Source organism: Streptomyces corchorusii (assembly GCF_001514055.1).
Taxonomy (GTDB): domain Bacteria; phylum Actinomycetota; class Actinomycetes; order Streptomycetales; family Streptomycetaceae; genus Streptomyces; species Streptomyces olivaceoviridis.
In genome coordinates this window covers 136555-160689 of record NZ_KQ948362.1, presented here as the reverse complement: position 1 = coordinate 160689, position 24135 = coordinate 136555, and the positions used below count along the sequence as shown (strand labels likewise).

The 24135-nt window shown below is 69.2% G+C and carries 21 protein-coding genes and 3 pseudogenes; 13 read left to right on the top strand and 11 right to left on the bottom strand.

All coding sequences use genetic code 11. The features are described from left to right. Nucleotide 1: 1 nt before the first annotated feature. On the bottom strand, nt 2-1138 hold the full coding sequence (locus tag AQJ11_RS29400; protein ID WP_079082455.1) for an acyl-CoA dehydrogenase family protein: 1137 nt from the start codon (nt 1136-1138) through the stop codon (nt 2-4). A 455-nt stretch (nt 1139-1593) separates the two neighbouring features. Here AQJ11_RS29400 and AQJ11_RS29395 point away from each other — a divergent pair, with 455 nt between their 5' ends. From AQJ11_RS29395 to AQJ11_RS29380, 5 genes are all read left to right on the top strand, one after another. Then, on the top strand, nt 1594-2910 hold the full coding sequence (locus AQJ11_RS29395) for an arginine deiminase (RefSeq protein ID WP_244218396.1): 1317 nt from the start codon (nt 1594-1596) through the stop codon (nt 2908-2910). A 58-nt stretch (nt 2911-2968) separates the two neighbouring features. Then, entirely contained in the window at nt 2969-3817 is an 849-nt protein-coding gene (locus tag AQJ11_RS29390) for a class I SAM-dependent methyltransferase (protein ID WP_059265165.1), read from the top strand. Nucleotides 3818-3894: 77 nt separating this feature from the next. After that, on the top strand, nt 3895-4071 hold the full coding sequence (locus AQJ11_RS49350) for a hypothetical protein (protein ID WP_159061703.1): 177 nt from the start codon (nt 3895-3897) through the stop codon (nt 4069-4071). A gap of 348 nt (nt 4072-4419) precedes the next feature. Beyond that, nucleotides 4420-4911 (top strand): hypothetical protein, encoded by a 492-nt coding sequence (locus AQJ11_RS29385; protein ID WP_059265164.1) that lies wholly within the window; start codon nt 4420-4422, stop codon nt 4909-4911. 626 nt (nt 4912-5537) lie between these two features. Continuing rightward, complete coding sequence (locus AQJ11_RS29380) at nt 5538-6635, top strand: metalloprotease (RefSeq protein WP_244218395.1); 1098 nt, start codon at nt 5538-5540, stop codon at nt 6633-6635. A 489-nt stretch (nt 6636-7124) separates the two neighbouring features. On the opposite strand, the pseudogene AQJ11_RS52780 reads toward AQJ11_RS29380, so the two are convergent. After that, nucleotides 7125-7319: pseudogene (locus AQJ11_RS52780) on the bottom strand (DUF6233 domain-containing protein); the annotation flags it as partial. Between the two features lie 83 nt (nt 7320-7402). After that, complete coding sequence (locus AQJ11_RS29375; RefSeq protein WP_059265163.1) at nt 7403-8077, bottom strand: TetR/AcrR family transcriptional regulator; 675 nt, start codon at nt 8075-8077, stop codon at nt 7403-7405. 135 nt (nt 8078-8212) lie between these two features. Between AQJ11_RS29375 and AQJ11_RS29370 the strand changes: the two genes are divergently transcribed. Further along, the gene (locus tag AQJ11_RS29370) at nt 8213-8971 is read left to right on the top strand and encodes an SDR family NAD(P)-dependent oxidoreductase (RefSeq protein ID WP_244218394.1); all 759 of its coding nucleotides are present in this window, start codon (nt 8213-8215) and stop codon (nt 8969-8971) included. A 121-nt stretch (nt 8972-9092) separates the two neighbouring features. On the opposite strand, the gene AQJ11_RS29365 is transcribed toward AQJ11_RS29370, so the two are convergent. Further along, nucleotides 9093-10211, bottom strand: a complete 1119-nt coding sequence (locus AQJ11_RS29365) for an FAD-dependent oxidoreductase (RefSeq protein ID WP_059265161.1) — start codon at nt 10209-10211, stop codon at nt 9093-9095. Nucleotides 10212-10265: 54 nt separating this feature from the next. On the opposite strand from AQJ11_RS29365, the gene AQJ11_RS29360 reads away from it, so the two are divergent. Further along, a complete protein-coding gene (locus AQJ11_RS29360; RefSeq protein WP_059265160.1) occupies nt 10266-10952 on the top strand; it encodes a TetR/AcrR family transcriptional regulator in 687 nt (228 codons plus the stop codon). Nucleotides 10953-11788: 836 nt separating this feature from the next. Here the strand turns inward: AQJ11_RS29360 and AQJ11_RS29355 are convergent. From AQJ11_RS29355 to AQJ11_RS29345, 3 genes and pseudogenes are all read right to left on the bottom strand, one after another. Next, nucleotides 11789-12317 (bottom strand): annotated as a pseudogene (locus AQJ11_RS29355) (alpha/beta hydrolase); the annotation flags it as partial. After that, nucleotides 12313-12798 carry a hypothetical protein gene (locus AQJ11_RS29350; protein ID WP_059265159.1) on the bottom strand — a complete coding sequence of 162 codons (486 nt, stop codon included), beginning with the start codon at nt 12796-12798 and terminating at the stop codon, nt 12313-12315. The pseudogene AQJ11_RS29355 and the gene AQJ11_RS29350, both read right to left, overlap by 5 nt. A 1794-nt stretch (nt 12799-14592) precedes the next feature. After that, nucleotides 14593-15069 (bottom strand): hypothetical protein, encoded by a 477-nt coding sequence (locus tag AQJ11_RS29345; protein WP_059265158.1) that lies wholly within the window; start codon nt 15067-15069, stop codon nt 14593-14595. Between the two features lie 967 nt (nt 15070-16036). On the opposite strand from AQJ11_RS29345, the gene AQJ11_RS29340 reads away from it, so the two are divergent. Together AQJ11_RS29340 and AQJ11_RS29335 are read left to right on the top strand one after the other, a co-directional pair. Then, nucleotides 16037-16465, top strand: coding sequence for a VOC family protein (locus tag AQJ11_RS29340; RefSeq protein WP_059265157.1), 429 nt, complete (start codon nt 16037-16039; stop codon nt 16463-16465). 464 nt (nt 16466-16929) lie between these two features. Next, nucleotides 16930-17166: a hypothetical protein gene (locus tag AQJ11_RS29335; RefSeq protein ID WP_059265156.1), complete on the top strand. Its 237-nt coding sequence runs from the start codon at nt 16930-16932 to the stop codon at nt 17164-17166. A 4-nt stretch (nt 17167-17170) separates the two neighbouring features. On the opposite strand, the pseudogene AQJ11_RS51355 reads toward AQJ11_RS29335, so the two are convergent. Further along, nucleotides 17171-17260, bottom strand: a pseudogene (locus tag AQJ11_RS51355) (helix-turn-helix domain-containing protein); the annotation flags it as partial. Between the two features lie 678 nt (nt 17261-17938). Next, on the bottom strand, nt 17939-18403 hold the full coding sequence (locus AQJ11_RS29330; protein ID WP_244218393.1) for a DUF6461 domain-containing protein: 465 nt from the start codon (nt 18401-18403) through the stop codon (nt 17939-17941). Between the two features lie 245 nt (nt 18404-18648). Here AQJ11_RS29330 and AQJ11_RS29325 point away from each other — a divergent pair, with 245 nt between their 5' ends. Both AQJ11_RS29325 and AQJ11_RS46535 read left to right on the top strand, forming a co-directional pair. After that, nucleotides 18649-18957, top strand: a complete 309-nt coding sequence (locus tag AQJ11_RS29325) for a transposase (RefSeq protein WP_244218392.1) — start codon at nt 18649-18651, stop codon at nt 18955-18957. Beyond that, entirely contained in the window at nt 18954-19472 is a 519-nt protein-coding gene (locus AQJ11_RS46535; protein WP_079082452.1) for a DUF6262 family protein, read from the top strand. Before AQJ11_RS29325 ends, AQJ11_RS46535 begins: the two co-directional genes overlap by 4 nt. 114 nt (nt 19473-19586) lie before the next feature. Here AQJ11_RS46535 and AQJ11_RS29320 read toward each other — a convergent pair whose 3' ends face one another. After that, nucleotides 19587-20054, bottom strand: coding sequence for a hypothetical protein (locus tag AQJ11_RS29320; protein ID WP_059265155.1), 468 nt, complete (start codon nt 20052-20054; stop codon nt 19587-19589). 678 nt (nt 20055-20732) lie between these two features. On the opposite strand from AQJ11_RS29320, the gene AQJ11_RS52480 reads away from it, so the two are divergent. Both AQJ11_RS52480 and AQJ11_RS46525 read left to right on the top strand, forming a co-directional pair. Further along, nucleotides 20733-21383: a hypothetical protein gene (locus tag AQJ11_RS52480; protein ID WP_341846300.1), complete on the top strand. Its 651-nt coding sequence runs from the start codon at nt 20733-20735 to the stop codon at nt 21381-21383. Next, nucleotides 21268-21627 carry a TspO/MBR family protein gene (locus AQJ11_RS46525; RefSeq protein ID WP_244218391.1) on the top strand — a complete coding sequence of 120 codons (360 nt, stop codon included), beginning with the start codon at nt 21268-21270 and terminating at the stop codon, nt 21625-21627. The genes AQJ11_RS52480 and AQJ11_RS46525 overlap by 116 nt, the downstream gene beginning before the upstream one ends. A 44-nt stretch (nt 21628-21671) precedes the next feature. Here the strand turns inward: AQJ11_RS46525 and AQJ11_RS29310 are convergent, their stop codons facing one another. After that, entirely contained in the window at nt 21672-24101 is a 2430-nt protein-coding gene (locus AQJ11_RS29310; protein WP_059265154.1) for a glycoside hydrolase family 65 protein, read from the bottom strand. Between the last annotated feature and the right edge of the window lie 34 nt (nt 24102-24135).

Below are 24135 nucleotides of genomic sequence, written 5' to 3'. Positions count from 1 at the left end.
GTCAGATCGGCTCCTCCCACGGGTCGCCGCCGTCCAGCAGGTCAGTGACGACGGTCGACAACTGCATTTCCGAGGTACCGGCGGCGAGCGTCAGCCCGGGTGCCTCGCGGACGGCCACCATCAGGTCGGGGAAGGCGGGCGAGCCCTGCGGGCCGAGCAGCTCCCACGCCAGCCGGGCGACCCTCTGGGCCAGTTCGCTGTTCCACCACTTGGCCGCGGCGGCGGCAGCGGCGCCCAGCCGCCCGTCCGAGAGGTCCGCCACGGCCCGCCAGCCCAGCAGGCGCGCCGCGGTCACCTCGGCGTCCAGCCGGGACAGTTCCTGCGCGCCGCCCGGTCCGCCGCGCGCCTCCAGCGCGCGGACGAGCTGGTCCAGCCAACGGCGGGCCCGCCCGGCGAAGCAGATGCCGGTGCGTTCCAGCCCCAGGGCCTCGGTGAGCATCGACCATCCGGCGTCCGGCGAGCCGATCAACGCCTCGTCGTCCACCTCGGCGCCGTCGAGGTGCACGGTGAAGAACGGCTCCGGGTTGACCGTCGGCAACGCCTCGATCCGCACGGCGGGATGGTCCAGGGGCACGACGAACAGGGCGGTGGCCGCGTAGGCGTTGTCCCCGCCGCCCGCGACACGTGCCGCGCAGATTCCGTAGCGGGCGTCCGCCGTGGTGGCGTTCCAGGTCTTGGTGCCGGTCAACCGCCAGCCGTCCGCGGTGCGTTCGGCGCGGGTGGCCATGCCGCCGAGGTCGCTGCCGGCGTCCGGTTCGGTGTACAGCACGGAGAAGACGACACGGCCCGCGGCCATCTGGGGGCAGTGGCGGCGGCGCTGCCGCTCGGTGCCGAACGTCAGCAGCGTGGTGCCGGCGTTGTCGATGGTGTTCACCCGTGCGCTGTCGGGGACACCGTGCAGGGCGAGTTCCTCGGCCACCGCGGCGCCGGCGGACACATCGGCGCCGCGACCGCCGTACTCCGGCGGCCAGTGCGGGGCGAGCAGTCCATGGCGGCCCAATTCTCGGTACGTCAGCCGGGGGACCGGACACTCCCCGTGCGGCGGAGTTCTCCATATCCCGTTCAGTTCTTCGCGTAATTCCGGCTCCGCCAGCAGATGCCGTACTTCGTTGCGTAAATCGGAGTTCTCAACGGGCATGAGTAAACCGGGCACGAGAGATTCCCACTCGATCGATGTCCTGTCGGCAGTCCTGCCTTTCCTCCAGTGTGAGAACGTCGCTGGACCGTGTGTCAAGGGCTGTGCAACGTCGTTCGCAGAGGCCGCCATCCCGCTGTTCCCCGCACACAAGATTCAAACGCGCGACTTTGCGTCGCGTTTTTCCAGAGTGTTCGAGCAGGTGAACAGAATGCCTTCACACAACCTTCAGACCAGGCGACTTCACACAGGTCAACGCCGTCCCCAGGAGGGATTCAACGGCATTTGGCGCGCTCCTCCTAGATCATTTACGGGTTAGGCCGTTGACGCCTGCACATGGTTTTCCCTACGTTGACCGGACACGGCACCGCTTCCACGACCGGGGTAATGCGCCGCCTGCATTCCACGTGCTTTCTTCGGCCGGCCCCGGTCACCCCTCCCTCATCCCAGGAGCGGTCATGAGGCGTTCTCCCGCCCTCTTCGACAACCATCGCCCGCGACAGCGCGCACCCACCAGCGGCCCACCCCCGGAGCCCGCCCGACCACCGGCCCTGAAGGCCCTGCGCGACACGTGCGTCGACAACGAGACCGGCGTCCTGCGCCGGGTGCTCACGCACCGCCCGGGAGCCGAACTGAGCCGGCTCGGCCCCGGTAACTGTCACGACCTTCTCTTCGACGACGTGCCCTGGGTACAGCGCGCCCAGGCGGAACACGACGCCTTCACCGACCTGTTGCGGAGCCACGGCGTCGATGTGGTGGAGCTGGAGTCGGTCCTGGCCGCCGCCCTGGCGGAACCCGGCGCCGGCCCGCCGATGGCGCGCGCGGTGGTGGCCGCCCAGCGGCTCGGCCCGCCCGTCGCCGCAGCGGTGGACGCCATGTGCCAGGCGGTGCCACCCCGTGACCGGGCCGGACTGCTCCTGGCGGGCATCACCGTGCGGGAACTGGCCGAGGAGCACCCGCGCGCGGTCGCGGCCTCGCTCAGCACCCTGACCCGTTCCCCCGACGCATTCGTACTGCCACCGCTGGTGAACTCCCTCTTCGTCCGGGACAGCAGCAGCTGGCTGGGCCGGCGTCACATCGCCCACCCCATGGCGAGCACGGCACGGCGGGCCGAGGGACTGCTGTTGGGGACGGCCGCCCGCGCCGCCGGAGCACATCCGCTGGCCGTCCCCGGACCGGGCGAACCTGTGGAGGGCGGCGACGTCCTGCTCGCGGGCCCCGGGTGTGTCCTCGTCGGCGTCGGCCAACGCACCACGGCCGCCGCCGCGGAACAACTGGCCCGCGCCCTGCTCACATCCGGGCAGGCCCGACACGTGTTCGCCGTCCTGCTGCCACGGGCCCGCCAGTGCATGCACCTCGACACGGTGCTGACCATGGTCGACGGGGACACCTTCCTGGCCAGCGGCCCGCATCTGAGCGCGTGCCGGTGGTTCACGCTGCGGCTCGACCGGGACGGGGCGGTGGTGGCCACGAGCGTCGACGACCCGCTGACCGGGCTGGCCAGATCCCTCGGCCTGCCCGCAGTGCGGCTGATCGCGGCCGGCGGCGAACGCACCGGTGTCGCCGCGGAGCGGGAGCAGTGGAGCGACGCCGCCAACGTCCTGGCCGTCCGCCCACGCACTGTCATCGCCTACGACCGCAACGTCGTCGCCAACGACCAGCTGGCCGCCGCCGGCATCGAGGTGCTCACCACCCCCAGCGCCGAGCTGGTCCGGGGCAGAGGCGGCCCGCACTGCCTGTCCTGCCCCCTGCTCCGCGACCCGCAGGAAGCCTGACCCCGAACCCCTCCCCCCCCTTCCCGCACTCCCCTCTCCCTGTTCCGAGGAGGAACACATGACGACGTACGACCAACGCCCTCACACCCTCGCCGACCAGGCCGAACAGCAGAAGGACCAAGTCCGGTCCGTGTACCGCAGGGTGGCCGAGGAGTACGACGAGCGCATCCCCGGACTCGGCCCGTGCGACGAGCTGTTCACCACCACCGAGCACCGCTTCCTGTTGGAGAAGATCCGGCCCGGCGAACGCGTCTTGGACATCGGCTGCGGCACCGGCCGCTTCACCGTGCCCATGGCGGAGCTGGGCGCCCAGGTCAGCGGGCTGGACCTGTCGGAAGCCATGCTGGAAGTGGCGGCGGGCAAGCTCCGCGAACGGAACCTGACCGCGGACCTGCGCGAAGGCGACATGGCGCACATGCCCTTCCCGGACGGCTCCTTCGACACCGTCACCAGCATGCTCGCGCTCATGCACCTGCCGCTGGAGGACAGGCCGGCCGTCTTCGCCGAGGTGCACCGCGTGCTGCGGCCCGGCGGCCGGATGCTGCTCGGCGTGAAGAACGCCCTGTTCGAGGAGATGTTCACCGGCGACCGGTTCGCCTCGGTCGACGTCACGGACGTCGCGGCCAAGCAGTTGCAGTTCACCCGGACCCGCAGCGGCGAGGACTACCTCGCGCCCTGGTACAGCTTCAGCCCGCAGGACCTGACGGCGCTGTTCGCCGGCGCCGGGATGACCGTCACCAGGATGCGCGGCAACTCACCCCTGGCCGCGTGGCTCGCGGACGAGGTCCTGCGGGACGCCTCCGTCCGCTCGTTCGTCGACCGCATCGAGCGGTTCCTCGGCGAGATACCGCCCTTCAACCACCTCTGCTACCACCTGCTCGTGGAGGCGGTGAAACCAGCGGTCTGACCACGGCGTCCCCGTGCGGCGGTTGCCCACCGCGGCGGCGCGCGTGGTGAAGGACCAGCGCGATTCTCACGTGTGGGGTGACCGCCGACGTCGCCAACTCCGCCCTTCAGTACGTCCGTGCGGCGGCTGCGGCGATCCGGGCCCGTGTCGCCGCCGTGGTCGACATGGCGTCGGCGGCCGGCGACGTCACCGCGGCGGTGTTGGTGATGAACGACAGAGACCGAGGCTCTCTACCCCTTCAGGTATCACTCTGAGGATGTCCGCTGGAGTGTGGTCGCCTGCCACCCCGGTCCGTGCCCGATTACCGAGGCGCGACAAGGCTCGCACCTGTGCGGTGAGTTGGCGAAGAGGAAGATGGGTCGTGGGTGTCGGCGTGGGCCAGTACCTCGTCGGCGTACATGTCTGCGTCGAAGAGGTCCCACGCTCATGTCAAGTTGATCCGGACCCGCTGCGTCCGTACCGACCAGCGCCGCTGTCGCCGTCACCGCGTGTCCGTGCGGGGCGGCGACAGTGTCGCCGTCACCTCCTCGACCCGGCGTTGCGCCGCCGGGTCGAGCTCTGTGGCGTCTTCCAGGCAGGCCATCACCAGCAGATGAACGCGCTTGTCCGAGGAAGCCGTCAACAGGTCCATCCGGCCCTTCATCCCCGACCACACCCACTTGCTCTCGGCCGTAGCAGCCCTGGCCCTGGCCCGCCGCTCCTTCCCGCAGCACCGCCAACTGCTGACGCGCACCGGCGCCTTCCTCGCCACGCACCAAAATGCCGGCGGCGGTTGGGCCTTCACCGAGCGCGTCACCCAAGCCGACGTCGAGAGCACCAGCGCGGTCCTCGAAGCCCTCCACGCCATCAACCCCACCCGCTACGCCGCCTCCCTGATCCGCGACCACACCCATCTCGCCCACCTCGGTGACCGGGGCGGCGGCAGGCGCTGTTATGTGGGCGGGGCCGACCGAGGCAGCGGGGTGTGGTGCGAAGGGCAGGACCGGCGGCAAGGGGCGGTGAACGTGTTCGGAATGATCAGGAAGGTGGGGTGCCCGCTCTGCCCGCCGGGCGTTCGTCAACTCGTTGGTGCGACACTCCACCCCTGCGGATGAGGCACCAAACGTATCGGCGATGAATTTCCCGCCATTCACGTTTGCGGCAGTCGGTGGCACCGGGGCATCTGTGGTCTGAGCGATAGGAAGATGTACGAGACGGAGCCGACGCCCCGCCGCGTTTCAGGCAAGCGCCTCACAAACCGGCCTGCCCGCATTGGCCGGGAGACGCGATCAGCCGCTTCCTCTGATCCATCGCATGCGCTGTGATGTCTTCCCGCCGATTCCGAGCCGAGCGACTTCACATGATGGGCCGTCCGAGCAGAGCACCGGCATCGGCGGCATGCCCTCGACCACTGCTTTCCAGGTCCAGCTCAACCCTGCTCCGGGGCGGCAGGCGCCCCCATCCACTACCCGCGCCGCGGTGACCGGTGTGGCCGGGCAGACCGTGCAACTCCCGCTCACACGGCCGACTTGTGCCACCCGCCAAAAGACAGCCACCGCTGTTCCACCCTCCACCTGCAAAGGGAGTCCACGTGCCACAACCGTCCTCCTCGCTGCGGCTCGCCGCTCTACGCCACCTCCGCAGACGACGACTGGACCCTGCGCCCCACACCGCAGACCCCGCTGCCCCCACCATCCGGAGCCGAAGGACACGTGCCCTCGTCCGTGGGCTGGTTCCCGCAGTGCTGGGCCTGCTCCTGTCCGGCACTCCGCTGGCAGCACCGCGAGCGAGTGCCGCCGCGTCCCCCGTCTGCCTGAGCGGAGCCCTGGCGTTCGACCACCGCGACGCCGAGGCCGGGACCGCCAAGCCCTGGGTCACCTCACCGGCCCGCAACGCCAACTGGGAACTGTGGGGCCAGACGTCCCCCGGCTCCGCCTCGCGCCTGCTGGCCTCCGGACTCACCGGCGTGGACGGCGGAACGTTCAACGCCTGCTACCAGGCCAGCGGTCCCCTGCCCGAGCTCCACATGAAATTCCTCTCCGCCAGCACACAGACATGGCGCGTCATCCCGGACCGCCGGTCAGCCACCCCGTACTCGTTCACCACCGCGTCACTGACCGACGTTGCCACCAGCCGAAACCTGGGCACGGTCAAGGTACCCAGCCCTATCCAGGGCGCCTGGAACGTGGAGGACACCCTCAACCTGCTGTACTGGAAACGCAGCAACCCCGACTCCGGCTGCTGGACCAGCCACCAGGCCAACGGGGCCTGCGACCAGCTCACCGTGGTCTGGGACCCGGGCGCCAGCGACGGTGGCTACTGGGACTACGGCAACACCAACTACGTCATCCTCGCCGGCGACATGCCCGACTCCCACCACCTGGTCCTGCACGAGGCAGGCCACTGGCTGCAGTGGCAGCTCTACAACCACTGGTTCCCGCGAGTCACCAACTGCAACCCGCACTACATCAACAGGAGCAGCTCCACCACCTGCGCCTGGACCGAGGGATTCGCCGACGCGGTCGCCGCCTACGTCCTGGGCGACTACCGCTTCGTCTACCCAGACGGCACCTCGTACAGCTTCGCCAACGGGCGCTCCACCCCGGGCTGGGACGCCGGTGACACCGTCCAGGGCAGGGTCGGCAGCTCCCTGCTCGACCTGTGGGCCGCGAACGGACCCGACGGCGGCGCCTGGAGCCGCACCATCCGTCTGATGACCTACAACGCCAGCACCGACTTCCGTGAGTACTTCCTGACCGACCGGCCCACCGCCTCACCTCCCCTGAGCACCACAGGGACAGCCAGAAGCATCATCACCAGCCACACCATCGACTACTGAAGCGGTGATCGACCGCTGTAGCTGACGGACCCCTCCTGCCTGCCTGACGGCGCCCCGACCACGGCAGGCCGGAGTTCGGTTCGCCGCCTACGCCGACGAACTGGGGCAGCTCGCCGGAGTCGGCCCACTCGGCCGAGCCGTCGAGAACCGGCCGGAAGACCAGACCGAAGGACCGGACCGCAGATCCACCTGGTCCCCCCCGGCCCAGCACACCGAGGACCGGGACGGAGGCCGCCGCCGGGGAAAACCTCCAGCGGTGGCCGCCGACCACCCGCGCGACAAGGCCCCAGCTGGGAACCGAGGTCGGCAGGGCGGGCGGCACAGCGCGGGAATGTTCGCCGGGCGAGTGTGGTTGGAAGGGGCGTGATGGTGAAGGGAACAGTGTCCCCGGGCCTCATCCACCGCATGCGAGGACGATCGTTCGGCTGAAGCCTCGCATTGCCTTTCGCCGCGTAGGCGACCGCCCTTCACGATCACACTTTTGCGGGTTCAGCCCCGGCCGGCACACCGGCCGGGGCGTTCTCGTTTTTGGTCGGTGCCGAGGGCCGTGCCGGGTCGGCAGTGCACGCACGACGGCACCTGGCTGAGCGGGTCGAGGGCCTGCTCGCGCGTGACCGACCGGCATAGGCCGGCCTTCGGCGTGGCCTGGCAGTCACCGACGTGAACGGCCGTCGGCGTTGATCTGGTTGAGGGCTGTTTCTGCCGGCGTGAGGGCGTTCAGCTGTGCCCGTCGGTGTCCGTGGTGGGAGGGGTTGGTGGGGTGGTGGTCATTGGTCCGCCCTGGCGAGGGTGCCGATGATGAGGGTGGTCAGTATTTCTTCCAGGGTGGTGGTGAAGTCCATGCGCAGGGCGGCGAGTGAGGGGTCGGCTGCGTAGGCGGCGAGCATGGCGGTGGAGGGCCGGGCATGGGTCCATACCGCGCCGCAGACCATGATCGCCTGGGCGCAGAGCTGGTCGGCGTGGCCGCCGAGTTCGGGGAGGTGCCGGCGGGCGAGTGCGGCCAAGGCGGCGACGTTGTCGAGGGCGGCTCGTTTGTAGCGGGCGGCGACGTCCACGGAGACGTTGTGCTCCAGGACGCCTGCCTGGGCGCTGAGCAGGTCGCACAGGACCCGGCGCTGCGCGAGGGAGTGGGCGAGGACGGCGGCGAACTGCTGACCGCGCTGGGTCGGCGGGGCGTCGGGGGTGAGTGATGCGGCGAGCTGTTCGGGAAGGGCGGCGGTCCACTCCCGCCAGTCGCGGTCGAGCAGTTCCAGCAGGACGGCTTCGCGGGACTCGAAGTAGCGCAGCACGTTGGACTTCGCCAGGCCCACGCGCCGGCTCAGCTCGTTCAGGCTGAGTGCGCTCACGGACATCTCGTCGAGCATCGCCGCCGCGGTGTCGAGGATCGCCCGGCGCCGGATCTCGCGCTGTTCCTCGCTGCGCGCTCGCTGGAAGGTCGTCATACCCCCCATCTTACAGACTGCCGGTCTTTTGACATCGGACCGTCGGTCTCTTAATCTGAAGCACAAGAGACCGGCGGTCTTCTATAGCGGAGGTCGTCGGCTGTGCTCACCTGTGTGCGAAAGAGGTCCACCGTCATGAGCGTTTCCAGCGTCGCCCTGGTCACCGGAGCCACCACCGGCATCGGCAAGGAGACCAGCCTGGCCCTGGCCCGCGCCGGCCACGCCGTCGTCGTCTCCGGCCGCCGTAAGGAAGCGGGCGAAGCCGTCGCCCGCGAGATCCGCGACAACGGCGGGGAAGCCGCCTTCGTCGCCGCCGACGTCGACTCCGAAGAGTCCGTCGCCGCCCTGGTCGCGGCCACCGTCGAACGCTTCGGCCGACTCGATGTAGCGGTCAACAACGCCGGGGTCTCCCTCGACACCGGCCGCCTGGCCGACGAGCCCACCAGCCGCTTCCAGCAGATGCTCACCACGAACGTGCTCGGTGTCTTCTGGGGCATGAAGTACCAGATCCAGCAGATGCTGGCCCAGGACGCCCCCGGCGGCTCCATCGTCAACCTGGCCTCGATCGCGGGCCTGGGCGGCATACGCTACGCGGCCAACTACTCCGCCACCAAGCACGCCGTGGTCGGTCTGACCAAGTCCGCCGCACTGGAGTACGCCACCGACGGCATCCGTATCAACGGGGTCGCTCCCGGTTCGATCAAGACCGACATCCTCAGCACCGCCATCGAGGCCGGCACGTGGGACGAGGCCTCCATCGCCGCCCTCCAGCCGGTCAACCGGATGGGCCACCCCGCCGAGGTCGCCGAAGCGATCACCTGGCTCGCCTCGCCGGCCGCGTCCTTCGTCACCGGAACCATCCTCAGCGTCGACGGCGGCTACAAGGCCCAGTAGAGGTCCTGCGACGGCGCAGGCCCGACAGGCGTCCAGCCGGGGGGCGGCTTCTGGTGCTGGCGCGTGGCGCTGCTGTTGGTGCCGACGCTGCTGTTGCTGCTGGTGCTCGCGTGCTGGGCGGTCAGGAGGGCTGGACCTGGTCGAAGAGGGCGAGGGCTTCGGCGGGGTTCGCGCTCACGAGACGTTCCAGACCGGCCGCCGTGATCTCCGCCCACCTGCCGGCGCGTGCCCACATCTGTTCCTCGAAGGCGCGGACGGCCGCGTCCAGGTCTTCGGGGCCGGTGGCGATGGACTCGGCGAGTTCGGCGCCTTCCAGCATCGCGAGGTTCGCGCCCACCCCCAACGGGGGCATCAGGTGGGCGGCGTCGCCCAGGAGCGTCACCCCGGGGACGTGGGTCCAGGTATGGGACACGGGCAGGACATACAGGGGGCGGTGGACGAACGCGGTGCCGTGGCGCAGCAGGTCCAGGACGGGAGCGGCCCAGCCGTCGAACAGAGCCAGCAGACCCGATCGCACGGCCTCGGCATCGTCCAGGTCCAGGTTCGCGTGCCAGTGAAGCGGTGCGCGGAACTGGGCGTACACCTTGACGTGGCCGCCGCTGTTGCGCTGGGCGACGAGCGCGCGGTTCACCCCGTACACGGCGACGGAACCCTCGCCGATCAACCGGGCGAGGCCGCGGTGGCGGGTGTCGACGTCGTCGAGGGAGGTCTCGACCGAGGTGACGCCGGTGTAGTGCGGTGTCACCGGCGAGACCGCGGGGCGCACCCGGGACCAGGCGCCGTCCGCGCCGATCACGAGGTCGAACGTCTCCTGTCGCCCGTCCGCGAAGTGGACCAGTACGCCGTCCCGCCTCCCCGGCACCACCTGCGTCACGCTCCGGCCCCACTGGACGTCGAGAGGGCCGAGCAGCAGGTCACGCAGGTGCCCGCGGTCGATTTCGGGATTGGCCCGGTCATCCGGACGGGGCCGCCAGGCGCGCAGGACGGTCCCGTCCGTGTCGAGGATGCGCATGGCCTGCCCCTCGGGCCGGGACAGCGCCTGGAAATCCGCCAGCAGCCCCGCCTTGTCCAGCGCACGCTGGCCCAGCCCTTCGTGCAGGTCCAGTGTGCCGCCCGCAGGGCGCGCGTCGGGGGCGGGGTCGCGTTCGAGGACGGTGACGGGGTGGCCATGGCGGTGCAGGACACGGGCGAAGGTCAGGCCGGCAGGACCACTCCCGACCACGGCGATACGACGTCTCATATCAATACACTGTATTGCTGCGATGCTGTGTATCACAACAGTACGATGTCACCCATGACTGTGTGGGACAGGCCGGAGCCGGCGAATCGCCCCGTGCCGCTCGACCGGGAGCGGATCGTCGCCGCCGCCATCGCGCTGGCCGACGAGGGCGGGTTGGAGGCGGTGTCGTTGCGCAGGGTCGCCGCGCGGCTGAACGCCGGCCCGATGCGGCTGTACGGATACATCTCCACCAAGGGGGAGCTGTTCGACCTCATGGTGGACGAGGTCTACGCCGAGATCCTCCCCGAGGAGCGGCCCGGTGACTGGCGGGAGGCGCTGCGCGTCCTCGCCCGCCGCACCAGGCAGGCAGCTCTCCGTCACGAATGGCTGGCCGACCTGCTCGGCCGCCGCCCGGCCCTGGGCCCGAACGGCCTCGCCGTGACCGAGGCCACGCTGGCCGCCCTCGACGGCCTCACCGACATCGACACCGTTATGCGAGCCGTGGAGATCGTCAGCGCCTACTTCACCGGCGCGATCAGGCGCGAGATCACGAACCTGCGAGCCGAGCGCGCCACGGGCCTATCCAAACGCGACTGGCAGCGCGCCCACGGCCCGCATGTGACAAGAATGCTGGCCACGGGCCGCTTCCCGGCACTGGCCAAGGCCGTGTACGACGGCACGGACGTGGACGCCGAAGAATCCTTCGAAACCGGCCTGGACTGGGTCCTCGATGCCGTGGCCGCCAAACTCGCCCAACCCTGATCGATTTCTTGGCCCGGAAGGGGGCCAGCGCACTTGCAGAACTCCATGCCCAGGTACGGCCTGACGCGCTGAGCGCAGCCGTAAGTCAGATGCCGAGCACCTCCACACCCACCCCCAGTGCTCAAACCGGCTGGCCCCGAACTCCCGCCCCAGCCACCAGGGGTGACGGCCGAGGGCCTGACCATGGTGCTGGAGGACGACAACCGCGGGATCGTGAGGAGAACGCCACCGCGACGTGCCGGCGTCGATGCGGTCACGGGCCTTGGCACTGTCGGGTGAACGGGTAGCGGTCGCCGTTGTCGACGCTGATGACACCGACGGCGGCTGCGAAGGTCGGGTCAGGCGGACAGCCTGGCATGCGGCCCCGACGGGGAAATCGTCGCCGCCTCTCAGGCACAGGATGACGTGGTTGAACAGCCATGCCCATAAGCAGATCGCGGTGCCGCCGGCACATGTGGCGTATACGGCGACGAACGCATCACCGGCGACAGACCGACCGCGTGTACCCCACCAGCCCGGCACCTCGACGGCTCCACCGAAGGCACCGGACCGACCCCCGATACCCCGACCTCACCATGACGAACCGAAGTCAGCAGAGCCCTCAGCCTTCACCCCGGCCCGGCCGACAATCCAGCCGCCGCTGAACCCTCCGATCGGGTGAGCAGCACAAGAAGCGCAACACAACACGATGGGGCCTGGCCACGCGCCACAGCAAGACGCCTGCGAGCCACACGGCGGGACGCAACTACACGGCCCCTCACCTATGTGCGCAGCCTGAATTCCGGAGGCGCGGGTGTGACGCCCGGCCGGCAAGCCAGACGCCACACCGGCACACATCAAACCGACGCGGCCGACGAGGTGATTGCCCGGCCCAAGTGCCGGGCGAAGAAGCGGACCGCGCTATCGGCCTCGAACCGGGGCAATTCCTTGTGCTTGCCCGAGTTCACGTGCAACGACTTCTCCTTCGAGGCGAACGCGTCGAACAACGCAAGACCTGCCTGGCGCGAGATGTGCTCGTCGTCCCACTGCAGGTCGAACTCGATCGGAATGGTGATCTGCTTCGCCTTCTCGGCCAGGACGTCGGGCCAGTGCCGGCCGAACACCGCGACAGTGATCCTGGGCTCGATCGCCACGAACGGCATGCCGATTGCGGTCCCCATGTTGATGGCCCAGCAACCGACCGGCTCGTCGACGCCGATCACCGCAAGGTCCTGGAGGGGGCACGGCGAGCGTGGCCAGGCAGTCGTTGTAGCGCACGACGATCGGACCTTCCGCCTCACCCGCCGCCCGCGCCCGGAACAGCTCGGCGATCTCCGCCTCGTCGTGCGCCGTGCGCGGTCGGTCGCCGTGACCGGGCGGTTCAAGCCTGCGGCAGCTCCCGGATCAGGCGCTTGATCATGTTGCGCCCCTCGGTCACTTGCAGCCTCGGGTGCTCGAAGGCCAAAACGCCCACCTCGGCTATGCCGATCTGCACGCGAAGTGCCTGCGCAGCGCCGGGGATCAGTTCCGGCTCACCGACCCAGGCGACTTGATCGAGCGCGAAGGAATGCAGTAGCTTGCCGGGTTTGCCCACTACGACCCCGCCGACCGAAAAAACGAGCAGCCGCTGGTCGGTCAGCGCGATGATGATTCGGCCGGGCAGTTGGAGCGGCACATCCGGCGCCGCCGCCCGTCCGCGCGAGGTGATCGCGGCCATCGCGGCCGCACCGGCCGCCCCGGCGAGACCGGCCGCGCCACCGATCATCGTCGTGCGGACCCCGCCGACCCGGAAGGCCAGTACCCCGTAGAGCACCCGTTCACCAGGCAACTTCTCGTCCTTGAGCCTGAGTTCGACCTTCTCTGCCATCGTTCTTGCCACGGGATAACCTCCCCCTCGCCTGGTCAACGGAGCAAATCTACGGGCGTCAGGCCGACCGCCCGAACAACAGCCGATCGTGCGCGCCGCAATCGGGCCATCCGCCACGGCGACGTTCGGGGCCGACGCGGTGAACCCTTCGTCGCCCGGCTACCGTTTGCCGAAGAACTGTCGCAACCTCCGGGGCGATGTCTGCTGCAGCGGAACCGTCGGCGGCAGCACGCGGCCCCCGGCCATCGCCGCCCTCGACGCTGTTCTGTATGAGGGGCGCGCGGCCCGCATCCATGTCATCTACGACGGGCCCGCCACCGTCGGAGGTCGCCTCATCCCTGCGTCCGGGAGCAGTTTGCCACCGTCATCCTCGCCCGGGTCAGCGCCGGCATTGTGGCAGCGACTCGCCCTGATAGTCGCTCCCGCCCCCATAGCAGCCCGCTCCCGGGCCGCGTCCACGTCGTCCAGGACGGCGACGCCCACCCGACCCAGGCGGTGCTGATGACCGACGCCGAAGCCGCCGACTGGCTCACCGCCACGGCGGCTGGGGAGATCTGCCCCACGTCCGGACACACCACGGGCCCCGAGGGATCAGCTATGACGTCCCCGGGTCCCGCTGTATGGAGTCGCGTTGTTCAACGACGGTGGGACGACGCCGTCATGCCTCGGGCTGAGGCTCCACCTGGCACAGGCAGTACACGCACCTGGACTTCGAGTCGAGGCGGCCCATGCACCGCCGACAGTCACCGCGTTCACGCACAGGCCCCCGGCCGTCCGCGCAGCCGGGGCAGGTCATCACCGGCTGCCGGAATCCGAAGCTGACCACCCACCCGTCGCCTTGAGCGACGTCGCGCGCCAGCTGCGAGACCTCGGAGGCGGAGCAGGCATCTGGTCTCCTCCTCGTAGCAGTTCAACCGGGCCATGAGTCATCGGCGCGCCACGGCGTGAGGCCAAAATCGAGCGCCGTGGGGACACAGCACAAGAGCATTGGAGAACGAACTACTTCACCGGCTGGCTCCTTCGGGCTTCCCCGCGCCGGTTTCCCGTCCCAAACGGCGATCAGCTTGTCTACCAGGCCGACGAGGATCTCGGACCCGGCCTGATGGGCTTCGGAGGTCGACGCGGTCATGCCGGTGTGGTGGAGGTCGGCCGCGCGGGCCGTGCCGGGCCGGGGCGCATACCGGCTGCCCACCACTCATGGAGCCCCCGGCCGGGCTGACGGCTCCCTGGCACAACCCTCGATCAAGGGCAGCGGCTGTGCCGTTTCCGTCCCCACTGACCCGCACCGTTGCCGCCGTCACGACTGCCGCGACCACCGCGCTCGCCCTGGGTCGCCCGCTCCCCGCCGGCGGCGATACTGCCTGGCGCCTTGTTGGTGCCCTTGCTGACCGTGGCCGGCCTGACCGTCACCACCTCGCCCTGCCGGGCATGTCACCTGAGGCGGTCGGCTGGCAGTCCGGCGCGATCCGCCTCGACCCGGCCGGCGGCACCGCCCTGGGCGGCCCGGCGCCTGCGGGCACGCATGGCACAACCTGCCGATGGCAACCGAGCAGCCATAGCACCGGCCACTGCGGCTCAGGCTGGGCGCTGAGAACTCAACGACCCGCCCACGCACAACACCCGGCTGGGACACGGTGCGGCAGTCCGCCGGACGGACCGGGCCGGCGGCAGGAGGCCGGATTCCCCCCACCCCTCAGACCGCTACGCCAACTCCTCTCCCGCACACCGGAATCAGCAGAGCTTCTGACCTTGACGTTCATCGTCAAGCGTCGAGCACCGAGTCGTGCTTGGACGTCAGTCCCATGCGTTGAAGAGCACTCCGCCCAATGTGGTGATGCCGTAGAAACGGACTTCGCGCCACTCGCTCTGGGTGAGGACCGAGGTGTCGATGTCCGAGAGCGGCAGAGTGAGCTGCGTGCGATCAAGTACTACGAACCCCAGGTCGGCAAAGGTATGGGCCCACGGTGGCGGTGCGAGGAACTCCTCGGTGTACCAGTCCCGGCGTTCCTGGGCGAATGCGATCCAGGGGTGGTGGGCGTGACACAGGATGACGAATTCGCCTGTGTCTTCGATGACCGTTGCGGTGTGGAACGTACGAGGGTACGTCTGTTCCTCTATCTCGCCCACATGGCCTTTGGCCGCCCGGGCGGCTGCATACAGCGCTGCTCGGAACGTCCGCTGGTCGGTTTGCGGTAGCGGCCCGTCTTTCGGCTGGAAGAAGCCCGTGGCGCCTCGCGGCAGTGTGAACGCTGCGTCCTTGTCTACGGCCATGTGGCTCATTCTGCCGAGGGGAAACCCCGCCGACGTCTTACCTGGGCTCTATGGAGAATCTGTCTTCAGGTGCGCAGCCCCGCCCTGCATCACCTGCTCCTGATGCTTGCCACGGACGAGGCGGAACGCTGCGCAAGGCGACGGCGCTGTTCGGCAGCCTGGCGATGGACCTTGCGGCGGGACCCGTTCACCGAGGGCTTTCAGGTCCGCCGCGCCGACGGCGACCGCAGCCTCGGTCCAAGTCCTTTCTTCGCCGTATGCGAGGGCAAGGGCCACCCGCCGCTTGTCCGGGTCAGGGGGAGCAGCCCGGTGTTGAGCCGCTCTTCCTCGAAAACCCGCCCGCCGTGTGCGCCAGATAACCGGCATCGGCAACAACCAAGTCGTGAAGCGACAGCCCGTCACCCAGAGCGGCATCCAGGGACAGCACCCGGCCGTCCCAAGTCCGGCAGGAGGCCCTGCCCATGCGCGTGCCCGTTCCACGGGCACGCGCGGCAGCCTTGGCTCGTGCCACGTCACCGCAGTCTGCAGAGCGCGAGCCGCGAACATGTCACACCCGCTTCATGCGAACCGGGCTGCCAGGGAGGAAGCCGGCCACCTCTTCGGCGGCTGGGATGGGTTGCCGAAGGCTGTTACTCACTTCCGGGTGAACTGGCTCGCACTGGTGGGATGGGGTGGGCGGACCTTGGCGATGCGTTGTCTCAGGCCACCGATCTCAAGGGCACGCGGCCTCCGACACCTCGTCAACTAGCTAAAGGCTGTTCCGCAACTGATCTTGGTCTGAACGTGGTTGGTCGGGATTGGATCCTGGGGCCTACTGGGGGCTCCGCTGCCACGGTCGCGTCGTTCTCCTGGACTGCTCGGTTTGATCACTTGATGCTCAAGGCGGCCCAGGATGCGATGGGTGGCGGACGGATCCGCCTGGGGAAATGAGCGGCGGGATCCCCCCGGAACGCGGTACGGTGCGCCGATGTCAGAGATCAGGACGTTCCAGGTCACCTTCGACTGCGCGGAACCCGAGCGCCTCGCCCGCTTCTGGTGCGAGGTGCTGGGCTACGTCGTACCGCCGCCACCCGCGGGGTTCGCCACCTGGGACGATTTCAAGCGTTCGCAGTCGCCTGAGGAGCGGGATGCATGGTTCGCCTGCGTCGACCCCTCGGGTGTGGGCCCGCGTCTGTACTTCCAGCGCGTCCCCGAGGGCAAGGCTGTCAAGAACCGGGTGCATCTCGATGTGCGGGTCGGCACGGGACTCGTGGGTGAGGAACGCCTCGCCGTACTTGAGGCCGAATGCAAACGGCTGATCCCGCTCGGCGCGGTCCACGTGCAAACGCTGTACGACGGCAACGACTCGTGCATCCCGATGCTGGACATCGAGGGCAACGAGTTCTGCATCGACTGAACCCCCTGTGTGGCGGGGAGGCAGGGAGCCACCTCCCTTGGGCCTCCCTGGTCTCGTATAGGGCGGGAGTTACCTCGCGAGGGCAAGGTTGTACAGCCGGGCGATGCCGAGCATGGCGGTGTGAACATCGTGGACGGCTGGACCCTCGCGGACGAGGACGGCCATACCTACACCTTCGACCACTACCGGCTGAACGGCCGAAGGGTTCGCCGAGCTGATGCACTCGGACCCCGACGAGTTCAGCCGACGCATCGGGCAGGTCCGCGACCAACTGCAGCAGGGGGCCGCCGACTACCCCGCGCCCGCCCCCAGCGACCGGCCACCCACGACCACGGCCAGGAGCAGACCGCCACACGCCAGCAGCACCGGTCCCAGGGGACGCACCTATACCTCCCGGACTGGCCCACGGCAAGGAAGACCGAGCCGCTGGCCGGACCGCGCCCGGGAGAAAGCGAAGGCCCCACATGAACGATGCGATCGACCACCCCGAGGAGGCACAGCTCGTCGACTCGCTGGTGGCCTCCGGCGGAGGCCACGTCGCCTACGAGTTCGGGGCCCCCGGCCGACAGATCGCGGTCGCCGCGGGAGCGCACCTGGCCGCCCGCACGGGCACGCCGCTGACAGTGATCGGCTTCCGCCACCTGCACGTTTGCGGCCTCGTCCGCCCAGGTCTTCCAGCCCGTCCAGGCCCAAGCGGTTGAAGCGGTGCAGCCAACGCCGCACCGTCTTGGGGCTGCACCTCAACTCGTCTGCGATGGTCGGAACTCGCTGTCCAGACCAGCTCAGCTCGACCATCCGCGCCCGCAGCACCAGGTCACGCGGCGCCTTACGCGCTTGCGACAGTCGACGCACGACCCGCTGCTTGTTCTCATCACGGCTCGGCCGTGCCCGTAACACCATCGTCCAGCACCCGCCCCCGAGCACCCGAACCACCCCGCCACCCGGACATATACCCAGCGAAAGAGGAACCCAGCACTAGTACTGCAACGGTGCTTGTGCTGAGTGTTGGGCAGCTGTGTCCTCGTTCCTCCGCCCTGCGGGCCGGGTCGGTGGCCGTCCGGCCGGCACGCGGATGGGCGCACGAGCCGGAGCCACACCATGAGGAAGGACCCCGTGTCCGCGGTCTGACGACCAGAGCCCTGCAGTGTCCGTTCGCCTGGACCACGCCCTTGGCGGGTGGGTTTGTCCGTGATCCACACCACTCCGCCAGGGCGGAGTTCCACGGGCGGGACGAGTGCTGGACGGCGAGACTCCGCGCCGCCCATCCGAGGGCCTCTGGCCTCGGAGGTGCGCCTGACTGTCCGGTGGGAACGGCGCCTCGATCTCCACAGTGCCTTCGTCTCGCTGGGCTGTGGCCTCATCTGCCGGCGACGGCGCAAGAAGACTGCCGTTCCATGATCGCAGCAGTCCCCGTGGCGGCAGGTGCCTTGACGTCAGCAAGGTAAGCCGGGGCACCCTCCACGCGCTCGCCGGCTACTCCCTCGTCTCGTACTCCGAACGATCGATGGCGGGCGGCTCGTTGTAGGTGATGACGACCGGCGCGTTCGCCTCCGCCCGTACGCGGTCCGACGCCGCCGCGATCTCCTCGTAGCTCCATTCCCTGTGCAGGCGTTCCCCTTGGGCATCGGTGATGTCGATGACCAGGCTGGTCCACTCCTCTGCGGGCTGTTCCGGAACGAGTCCCAGCTTGTACCTAGCGTCCTGGAGGAGGGATTCCGTCAAGCGTATGCCGGTGAGCCTCTCGGCCAGAGCGAGGACCGCCGCCTTCCCGTCGACGTCCGGGGCGCTCTCGTCACACGCCGCATCCATGCCCAGGCCGCGCACCCGCGCCTGACCGCCGCCCTTGCAGCCGCCGACTTCACCGGCGTCGCCGGGCAGCAGCTGGGCACCGCCCGCCTCGCGGACTGGCGGGAGGAGGCCTCCACCCTGGCCCTCCACGATCCCCTCGGCCTCTCATGTGAGACACGGGGGCGGTGGCGGGTCCGGTGCCGAGCGGGCGGTGCGATCGGTCATCGCTCCATCATCGCTGTGGGGCCGGAGTTCTTCTGCACCGCCCCGGTCACCCGCGCCGGCCCGGCCCAAGGTGCACGCGTGTCGCGCACGCGCGAGGTGGTGAACTTCCCGGCCCAGACTGCGCTGTCCGCCCGTACGGTTCTGCTTCCTCGAAGCCCGGCATCGCTGCCGTGATCAACGGGCGCCAGCCGGAGCTGAGGACCTACCTCGACACCCTGCTCCGGGATCGCGAACGCCTCGCCGCAGCAACTTACTTGGATGCTTGGGCCCGCACCGAGGCGACTCCCTCGGAGGAGGAAATCAAGCGCACTCGCACGCTGATCCGCCGCGTCGGGACCGACCTGGACGGGCTCACGGACAACGAACGCGAGCAGATCACGGAGGCCACGCGGACCCTGCGCAAGACCCGCGCTGTCTCCCTGGGCATGCCCGGCGTCCGCCCGCCCGAGCCGGACCTGCGGCTGGAGCGTGACGCGTGAGCCCATCACCGGACCACCTGGCCCGAGCACGGGCAGCGGACTCCGACCGGCGGCGGACCCGTGTCCTCAAGGTCCTCGACAAGCTGGCCGCGGACGGCGAGGAGATCACCGTCTCCTCCGTTGCCCGCGCCGCCGGCGTCCACCGCAGTCTGATCTACCGGCATGGTGACCTGCACGCGGCCGTTCTCGCCCGCGCGGGCGAGCCGCCTCCCGGCGCGACGGCCGGAACGCAGGTCAGCCGTCAGTCGCTGCTGGCCGCCGTCGCGAACCTCACGGCCCGCAACGGCCGCCTGTCAGTGCACATCACCCGGCTGGAACGACGTCTCTCCGAGGCCCTCGGGCAGGCTGCCTGGGAGGCATCCGGCCTCGGCGCCCCCGCCGACGTCGAAACGCTCACGGGCCACCGAGTTGGAACAGCAATTCCTCGATCTCCGCGCCGAACTCGCAGAACGGGACGAGGACCTCGCCGCCGCCGCGCCGCGAACCGGGGGCTGATGGCCCAGCTCAACCGCTGAGCTCGCCTTGTCTTCGAGACGCTCGCCGAACACACGCGTCTCGAAGATACGGAACGAGCTCAGCGTGTGACAACCGACCCGGATGGCGTGTGGTTGCCAGCGCGCTGTGGATTGCTAGACCAAAGTGCTGCCGGTGTTCCGGATCATCTGCTGGAGCACCCTCAGCGCGGTGACGTAGTCGGCATCGTCGATGCCCCGGTGGATCCGGTCACGGATTTCCGGGGCGTGCCGCTTGATGTCGAGGCGAGCCTCTTCCCCCGACTCAGTGATCCACAGCAACCCCTCGCCGTCGCGGCTGAGCCAGCCGCTCTCCAGCAGCACCTCCGCCTCAGTCTCCAGGTCGTCCTCGGCCCTGAGGTAGGAGCTCATGGCTTGGCGGAGTTCGGGGATGGTCATGCCGTGACCGTCGGGCGAGATGTCGTTCTTGGACAGGTTGCGCAGCAGCCAGAACTGGGGCTGGGTGAAACCGAGGTCGGCCTGCCGGGCTCGGGTAAACGCGATAAGGGCCTCGTAGGCCACTCCGGTCCAGTAAGCCGCGGGCTGTGCGGCGAGCTCCGCGTCTGAGGTCTGCTGGGTCGTCATGTGCGGTTCCCCCTATGAAGGATCGTTGATCAAAGCACCGTAGAACCTAAAGTCACGTTGAGGTCAATGACAGATTCAGGCGGTGTAGGGCGGACGCGGACTGGCGGCAATACCGAAGGTCGTCGTCGCGCCGCGGGCTTCGACCCTGGGTTGAATATTTGGACAAAACGGTCTCCGGCCGTGTCATCGCCGTCACCCCCACCACGTCAGGGCGGCGGCGTTGATCGCCAAATGCGCAGTGTTGTCCGCGACGATGACCAGCGCGTTCGCAAGGCCGGACGGGACGGTCGCCGGCGACCCTTGGTTCGCCTGGACGCCCAGCCCACTTCACCCGCCGTGAGGCGGGCGCCAAGAGGTTCCTCGCCCAGACCAGGTACTTCGCCGCCCGATAGCGGTCCAGCACGACATGCGTCACCACGATCACGGACAGGGCTAGCGGAGACTGCGTGATCAGCAAGAACTCAGTCTGGCCGCCGAGATCCAGTGCCAGCTCCTGCCCTCCGCGTACGGCGGTCGGTCATGACGACGTAGGCCAGCGCGTGCGCGGCTTCCTGGACCTGCTCCAGCACCTCCGGGCCCGTCTGGGGAAGGAACAGCTGCCACGGCGGCAGCTGTGCGAGGGCCGCCGCCCAGACCCGTCCGGAGAACCGACACGACAAGCTCACGCGGGACGACCTGTTGGATCTGGAGGAGGACCAGCTGGTGAGGATCGAGTCGGTGAGGGAGGATCAGCGGAAGGTATGGGTACTCACCGCGCGAGGTCACCGCGAAGCGAAAAGGCTCCTGGAGCCGAAAGGCATACGGGTCTCGGTGCTGCGCAAGCAGGAGTACGACCCGGCGACCGGGGAGCTGCTGGGCACTGGCTACGACGACCACGCCGCGGCGGTCACCTCGACGGCCGCCGAACTCCACCGCACCCGGATCGGCCACCGGCTCGGCAACGGCTACGTACAGCGGACGGACCTGGTGGTGCGGGCGCCGGAGGCCGGGGTGCCGGTGCTGCTGGAGACCGACCGCCGCACCGAGGACGCGTTAATGGCCCCGAGTGAGAATGGCGATGACTTCCCGCCGCCCCCGGCCTCCGACCAGCGGGACGCCTCCGGGCGCGCGATCCCCGAACCCGTGAACGAAGCCGACGCACGCCTCGCTCACGTCGCGGTCACCCGCGCCCGGTCGCGACTCGACTTGGGCGGACTCGCGTGGGTCAGGTGGTATGAGGCTGATTGGCGGACGCCATGGCGACACCCGACGGACCGAACCCTGGCGGCACTACGGGGCGGCCACGGTTGCCGTGGCGGCTACGGCCGTGGCAGGTGCCAGGGCAGTTGAAGCGGACAGCGCCTGGTACAAAGCCTTGCGGAAACCACTGTGGCAACCGCCGTCCTGGACGTTCGGGGCTGTGTGGACACCGCTGTATGCCACGATTGCCTACGCCGCCGGGCACGCGCTCGGGAGGACCATGACCCCTCGGCAGCGGACTCGGCTCATCAGCAGCCTGGCCGTTAACCTGACGCTCAACGCGGACGGATCTGGCTGTTCTTCGCTCGAAGAAGCTCCTTCGCCACCGCGCTGAACGCCTCTCTCGTCAGGCTGAACCGCTCCAGCGACAGGGCGAGGTCAGGTCTGATCCGTCGGGCGGTCCGGGAGAGGGTCCGGCACTACGAGCGAGCAGGTTTCCCCGGGCGCGATGGTCACCGCCCGATCGACGAGCATCACGCGAATCGGGGATTCCTCCGAGTCCGGCACGCTGATCTCCAGCTGCCCGCTCCGGCGGCGTATGCCTACGCCCCAGTGACCGCGATAGTGCACCGTGAACCCGTACTCGGAGAGGGCCGGCAGAGGTACCGGGTCCAGCCACAGGGCGTCCTCACGTGTCTCCAGCCCTGACAGGCCGCGCTGGACCAGGTCGAGGGTCCCGGCCATGGCCCCGAGATGGATACCTTCGCCGGTCGTGCCGCCCTGGATATCGGCAACGTCCGACTCCAGTGCCTCGTGGACGTACTGCCATGCGTCGGCGCGTCTGGCCCGGGCGAGGACGAAGCCGTGGACGAGTTCGCTGAGGGTGGAGCCGTGGCTGGTGCGCTGGAGGTAGTAGTCCACGGTTCCGCGCCAGATGTCGTCGTCCATGTCGTACCCGAGACGCCGGAACAGGGCTCCGAGCTCGGCGGGTGAGAACAGGTAGCCGAGCATCAGGACGTCGGCCTGCTTGGACGCCTTGTAACGGTTGGCCGTGTCGCCCTCTGCTTCCAGGATCCGGTCCAGCCTGCGAATGGTGCTGTAGCGCGCACGGTAGGCATCCCAGTCCAGTTCGACGAGGTCGTCGTAGCCCTCGAACTGGCTGATCACGCCCCGGTGGAACGGCACCCGGAGCCGGCGGGAGACCTCCTCCCACTCCTGCAGCTCGCCGACGTCGAGCCGGAGCCGATCGAGCAGTTCCTCGCGGCGCCATGCGGGCATGCCTCGCAGGAGTTGCAGGGTGCGGGTGAGAACCCACGCCGCGGTGACGTTGGTGTAGGCGTTGTCGTCCAGTCCCGGCAAGGCGGCACCCGGGTAGCCGTCGTGGTACTCGTCGGGGCCGACGACACCGCGGATTCGGTAGCGGCCGGTCTCGGGGTCGAAGGCGGCGAGGTCCGCCCAGAAGCGGGAGATCTGGAGCAGCATTTCCGCGCCCCTGGTGTGCAGGTACTCCGTGTCGCCGGTGGCTTCGCAGTACTGCCAGACGTTGTAGGCGATCGCGGAACCCACGTGGTGCTGGAGGCGGGAGTGGTCGGGCAGCCAGCGGCCCGACGCGGGGTTGAGGTGCCATTCCTGGGACTCCTCACGGCCGTCGCTGCCGCTCTGCCACGGGTACATCGCGCCGGATCGGCCTTTCGCAGTGGCCGCTCCGCAGGCCCGCGGGAGGCGACGACAGCGGTAGTCCAACAGGGACCGGGAGACTTCCGGGAAGTGCAGGTTGAGGTACGGGAGTACGAAGAGCTCGTCCCAGAACACATGGCCCCGGTACGCCTCGCCGTGCAGGCCCCGGGCGGGCACTCCCACGTCAAGGTCCGCTGTGTTGGGTGACAGCGTCTGCAGGACGTGGAAGAGGTGGAAGCGCAGGATGCGGCCGGCTTCGCCGCGCACCCGGATGTCGGCGCGCCGCCACAGCCGTTCCCATGCGGCGCCGTGGGAGTCCAGCAGGGCGGGGAAGTCCGGTGCCGTGGTCACCCGGTCGACCGCTTCGCCGAGCGGGTCGCTGATCGCCGTGTCGCGCGAGGTGTGGAGCGCCACGGTCTTGTCCACGGTGATGGTCCGGCCTGGTGAGAAGGCGACCACCAGACGGTGGACCGCGCGTTGGCGGGCTGGGCGAAGCACTGACGAGGCCGGAGCTCCGTCGGCGGTGACCGTCGTCCGGGCGGCCAGGGCGATGGAGATGTCCGACGTGTTGGTCCGGCAGGTCAGGCAGACCGTGTGGGGCTCGTGGGCACCGGTGCGTACATGGGTCACATGGTGGCGGTTGAGGGCGCGGTAACGGTGCACGTTGCCGTTGATCACCTCGCCGTCGATCGAGCTTTCGATCTCGACCTCGCCTGACCAGTCCTCGGCCGTGATGACCGTGCGCAGCGCGGCCAGGTGGGGATCCCCCATGTGCACCAGGCGGATCTGCTCGACGCTGAGCTCACCCCTGCCGTCCATCCGGTGGCGGAAGGACCGGGCGAGCGTGCCGCGGCGCAGATCCAGGGTGTGCCTGTGGTCCAGGAGGGCGTGCGTGCTGGGAGAGATCCACGGGCCCCACGCTCCCTGGGCGTGGCGCAGACGCAATCGGAGAAGCAGCCAGTTCGGGAGGTTGACCAGATCTTCGTTCACCACACGCCGCCCCGTCACCGTCGACTCCAGGCGGTTGTAGCAGCCGGCCACATAGGTCGCCGGGTAGTGCACCAGGCCGGCCCGGCACTCGGGCAGCGCGCCCCGCGTGGCGAAGTATCCGTTGCCGAGGGTGCAGAGGGATTCACGCAATCGTTCGGCGGCGGGGTCGTAGCCCGTCCACTCCCACGTCCACTCCGGCATCCGCCACACTCCCTATCCTCCGGAGGCCCTGGAA

Excerpts from the sequence above, each read along its gene's own strand:
- AQJ11_RS29400 (WP_079082455.1), bottom strand. The coding sequence starts at position 1,138 with ATGCCCGTTGAGAACTCCGATTTACGCAACGAAGTACGGCATCTGCTG.
- AQJ11_RS29395 (WP_244218396.1), top strand. The coding sequence starts at position 1,594 with ATGAGGCGTTCTCCCGCCCTCTTCGACAACCATCGCCCGCGACAGCGC.
- AQJ11_RS29390 (WP_059265165.1), top strand. The coding sequence starts at position 2,969 with ATGACGACGTACGACCAACGCCCTCACACCCTCGCCGACCAGGCCGAA.
- AQJ11_RS29375 (WP_059265163.1), bottom strand. The coding sequence starts at position 8,077 with ATGACGACCTTCCAGCGAGCGCGCAGCGAGGAACAGCGCGAGATCCGG.
- AQJ11_RS29370 (WP_244218394.1), top strand. The coding sequence starts at position 8,213 with ATGAGCGTTTCCAGCGTCGCCCTGGTCACCGGAGCCACCACCGGCATC.
- AQJ11_RS29365 (WP_059265161.1), bottom strand. The coding sequence starts at position 10,211 with ATGAGACGTCGTATCGCCGTGGTCGGGAGTGGTCCTGCCGGCCTGACC.
- AQJ11_RS29360 (WP_059265160.1), top strand. The coding sequence starts at position 10,266 with ATGACTGTGTGGGACAGGCCGGAGCCGGCGAATCGCCCCGTGCCGCTC.
- AQJ11_RS29350 (WP_059265159.1), bottom strand. The coding sequence starts at position 12,798 with ATGGCAGAGAAGGTCGAACTCAGGCTCAAGGACGAGAAGTTGCCTGGT.
- AQJ11_RS29345 (WP_059265158.1), bottom strand. The coding sequence starts at position 15,069 with ATGGCCGTAGACAAGGACGCAGCGTTCACACTGCCGCGAGGCGCCACG.
- AQJ11_RS29340 (WP_059265157.1), top strand. The coding sequence starts at position 16,037 with ATGTCAGAGATCAGGACGTTCCAGGTCACCTTCGACTGCGCGGAACCC.
- AQJ11_RS29335 (WP_059265156.1), top strand. The coding sequence starts at position 16,930 with ATGAACGATGCGATCGACCACCCCGAGGAGGCACAGCTCGTCGACTCG.
- AQJ11_RS29320 (WP_059265155.1), bottom strand. The coding sequence starts at position 20,054 with ATGACGACCCAGCAGACCTCAGACGCGGAGCTCGCCGCACAGCCCGCG.
- AQJ11_RS46525 (WP_244218391.1), top strand. The coding sequence starts at position 21,268 with ATGAGGCTGATTGGCGGACGCCATGGCGACACCCGACGGACCGAACCC.
- AQJ11_RS29310 (WP_059265154.1), bottom strand. The coding sequence starts at position 24,101 with ATGCCGGAGTGGACGTGGGAGTGGACGGGCTACGACCCCGCCGCCGAA.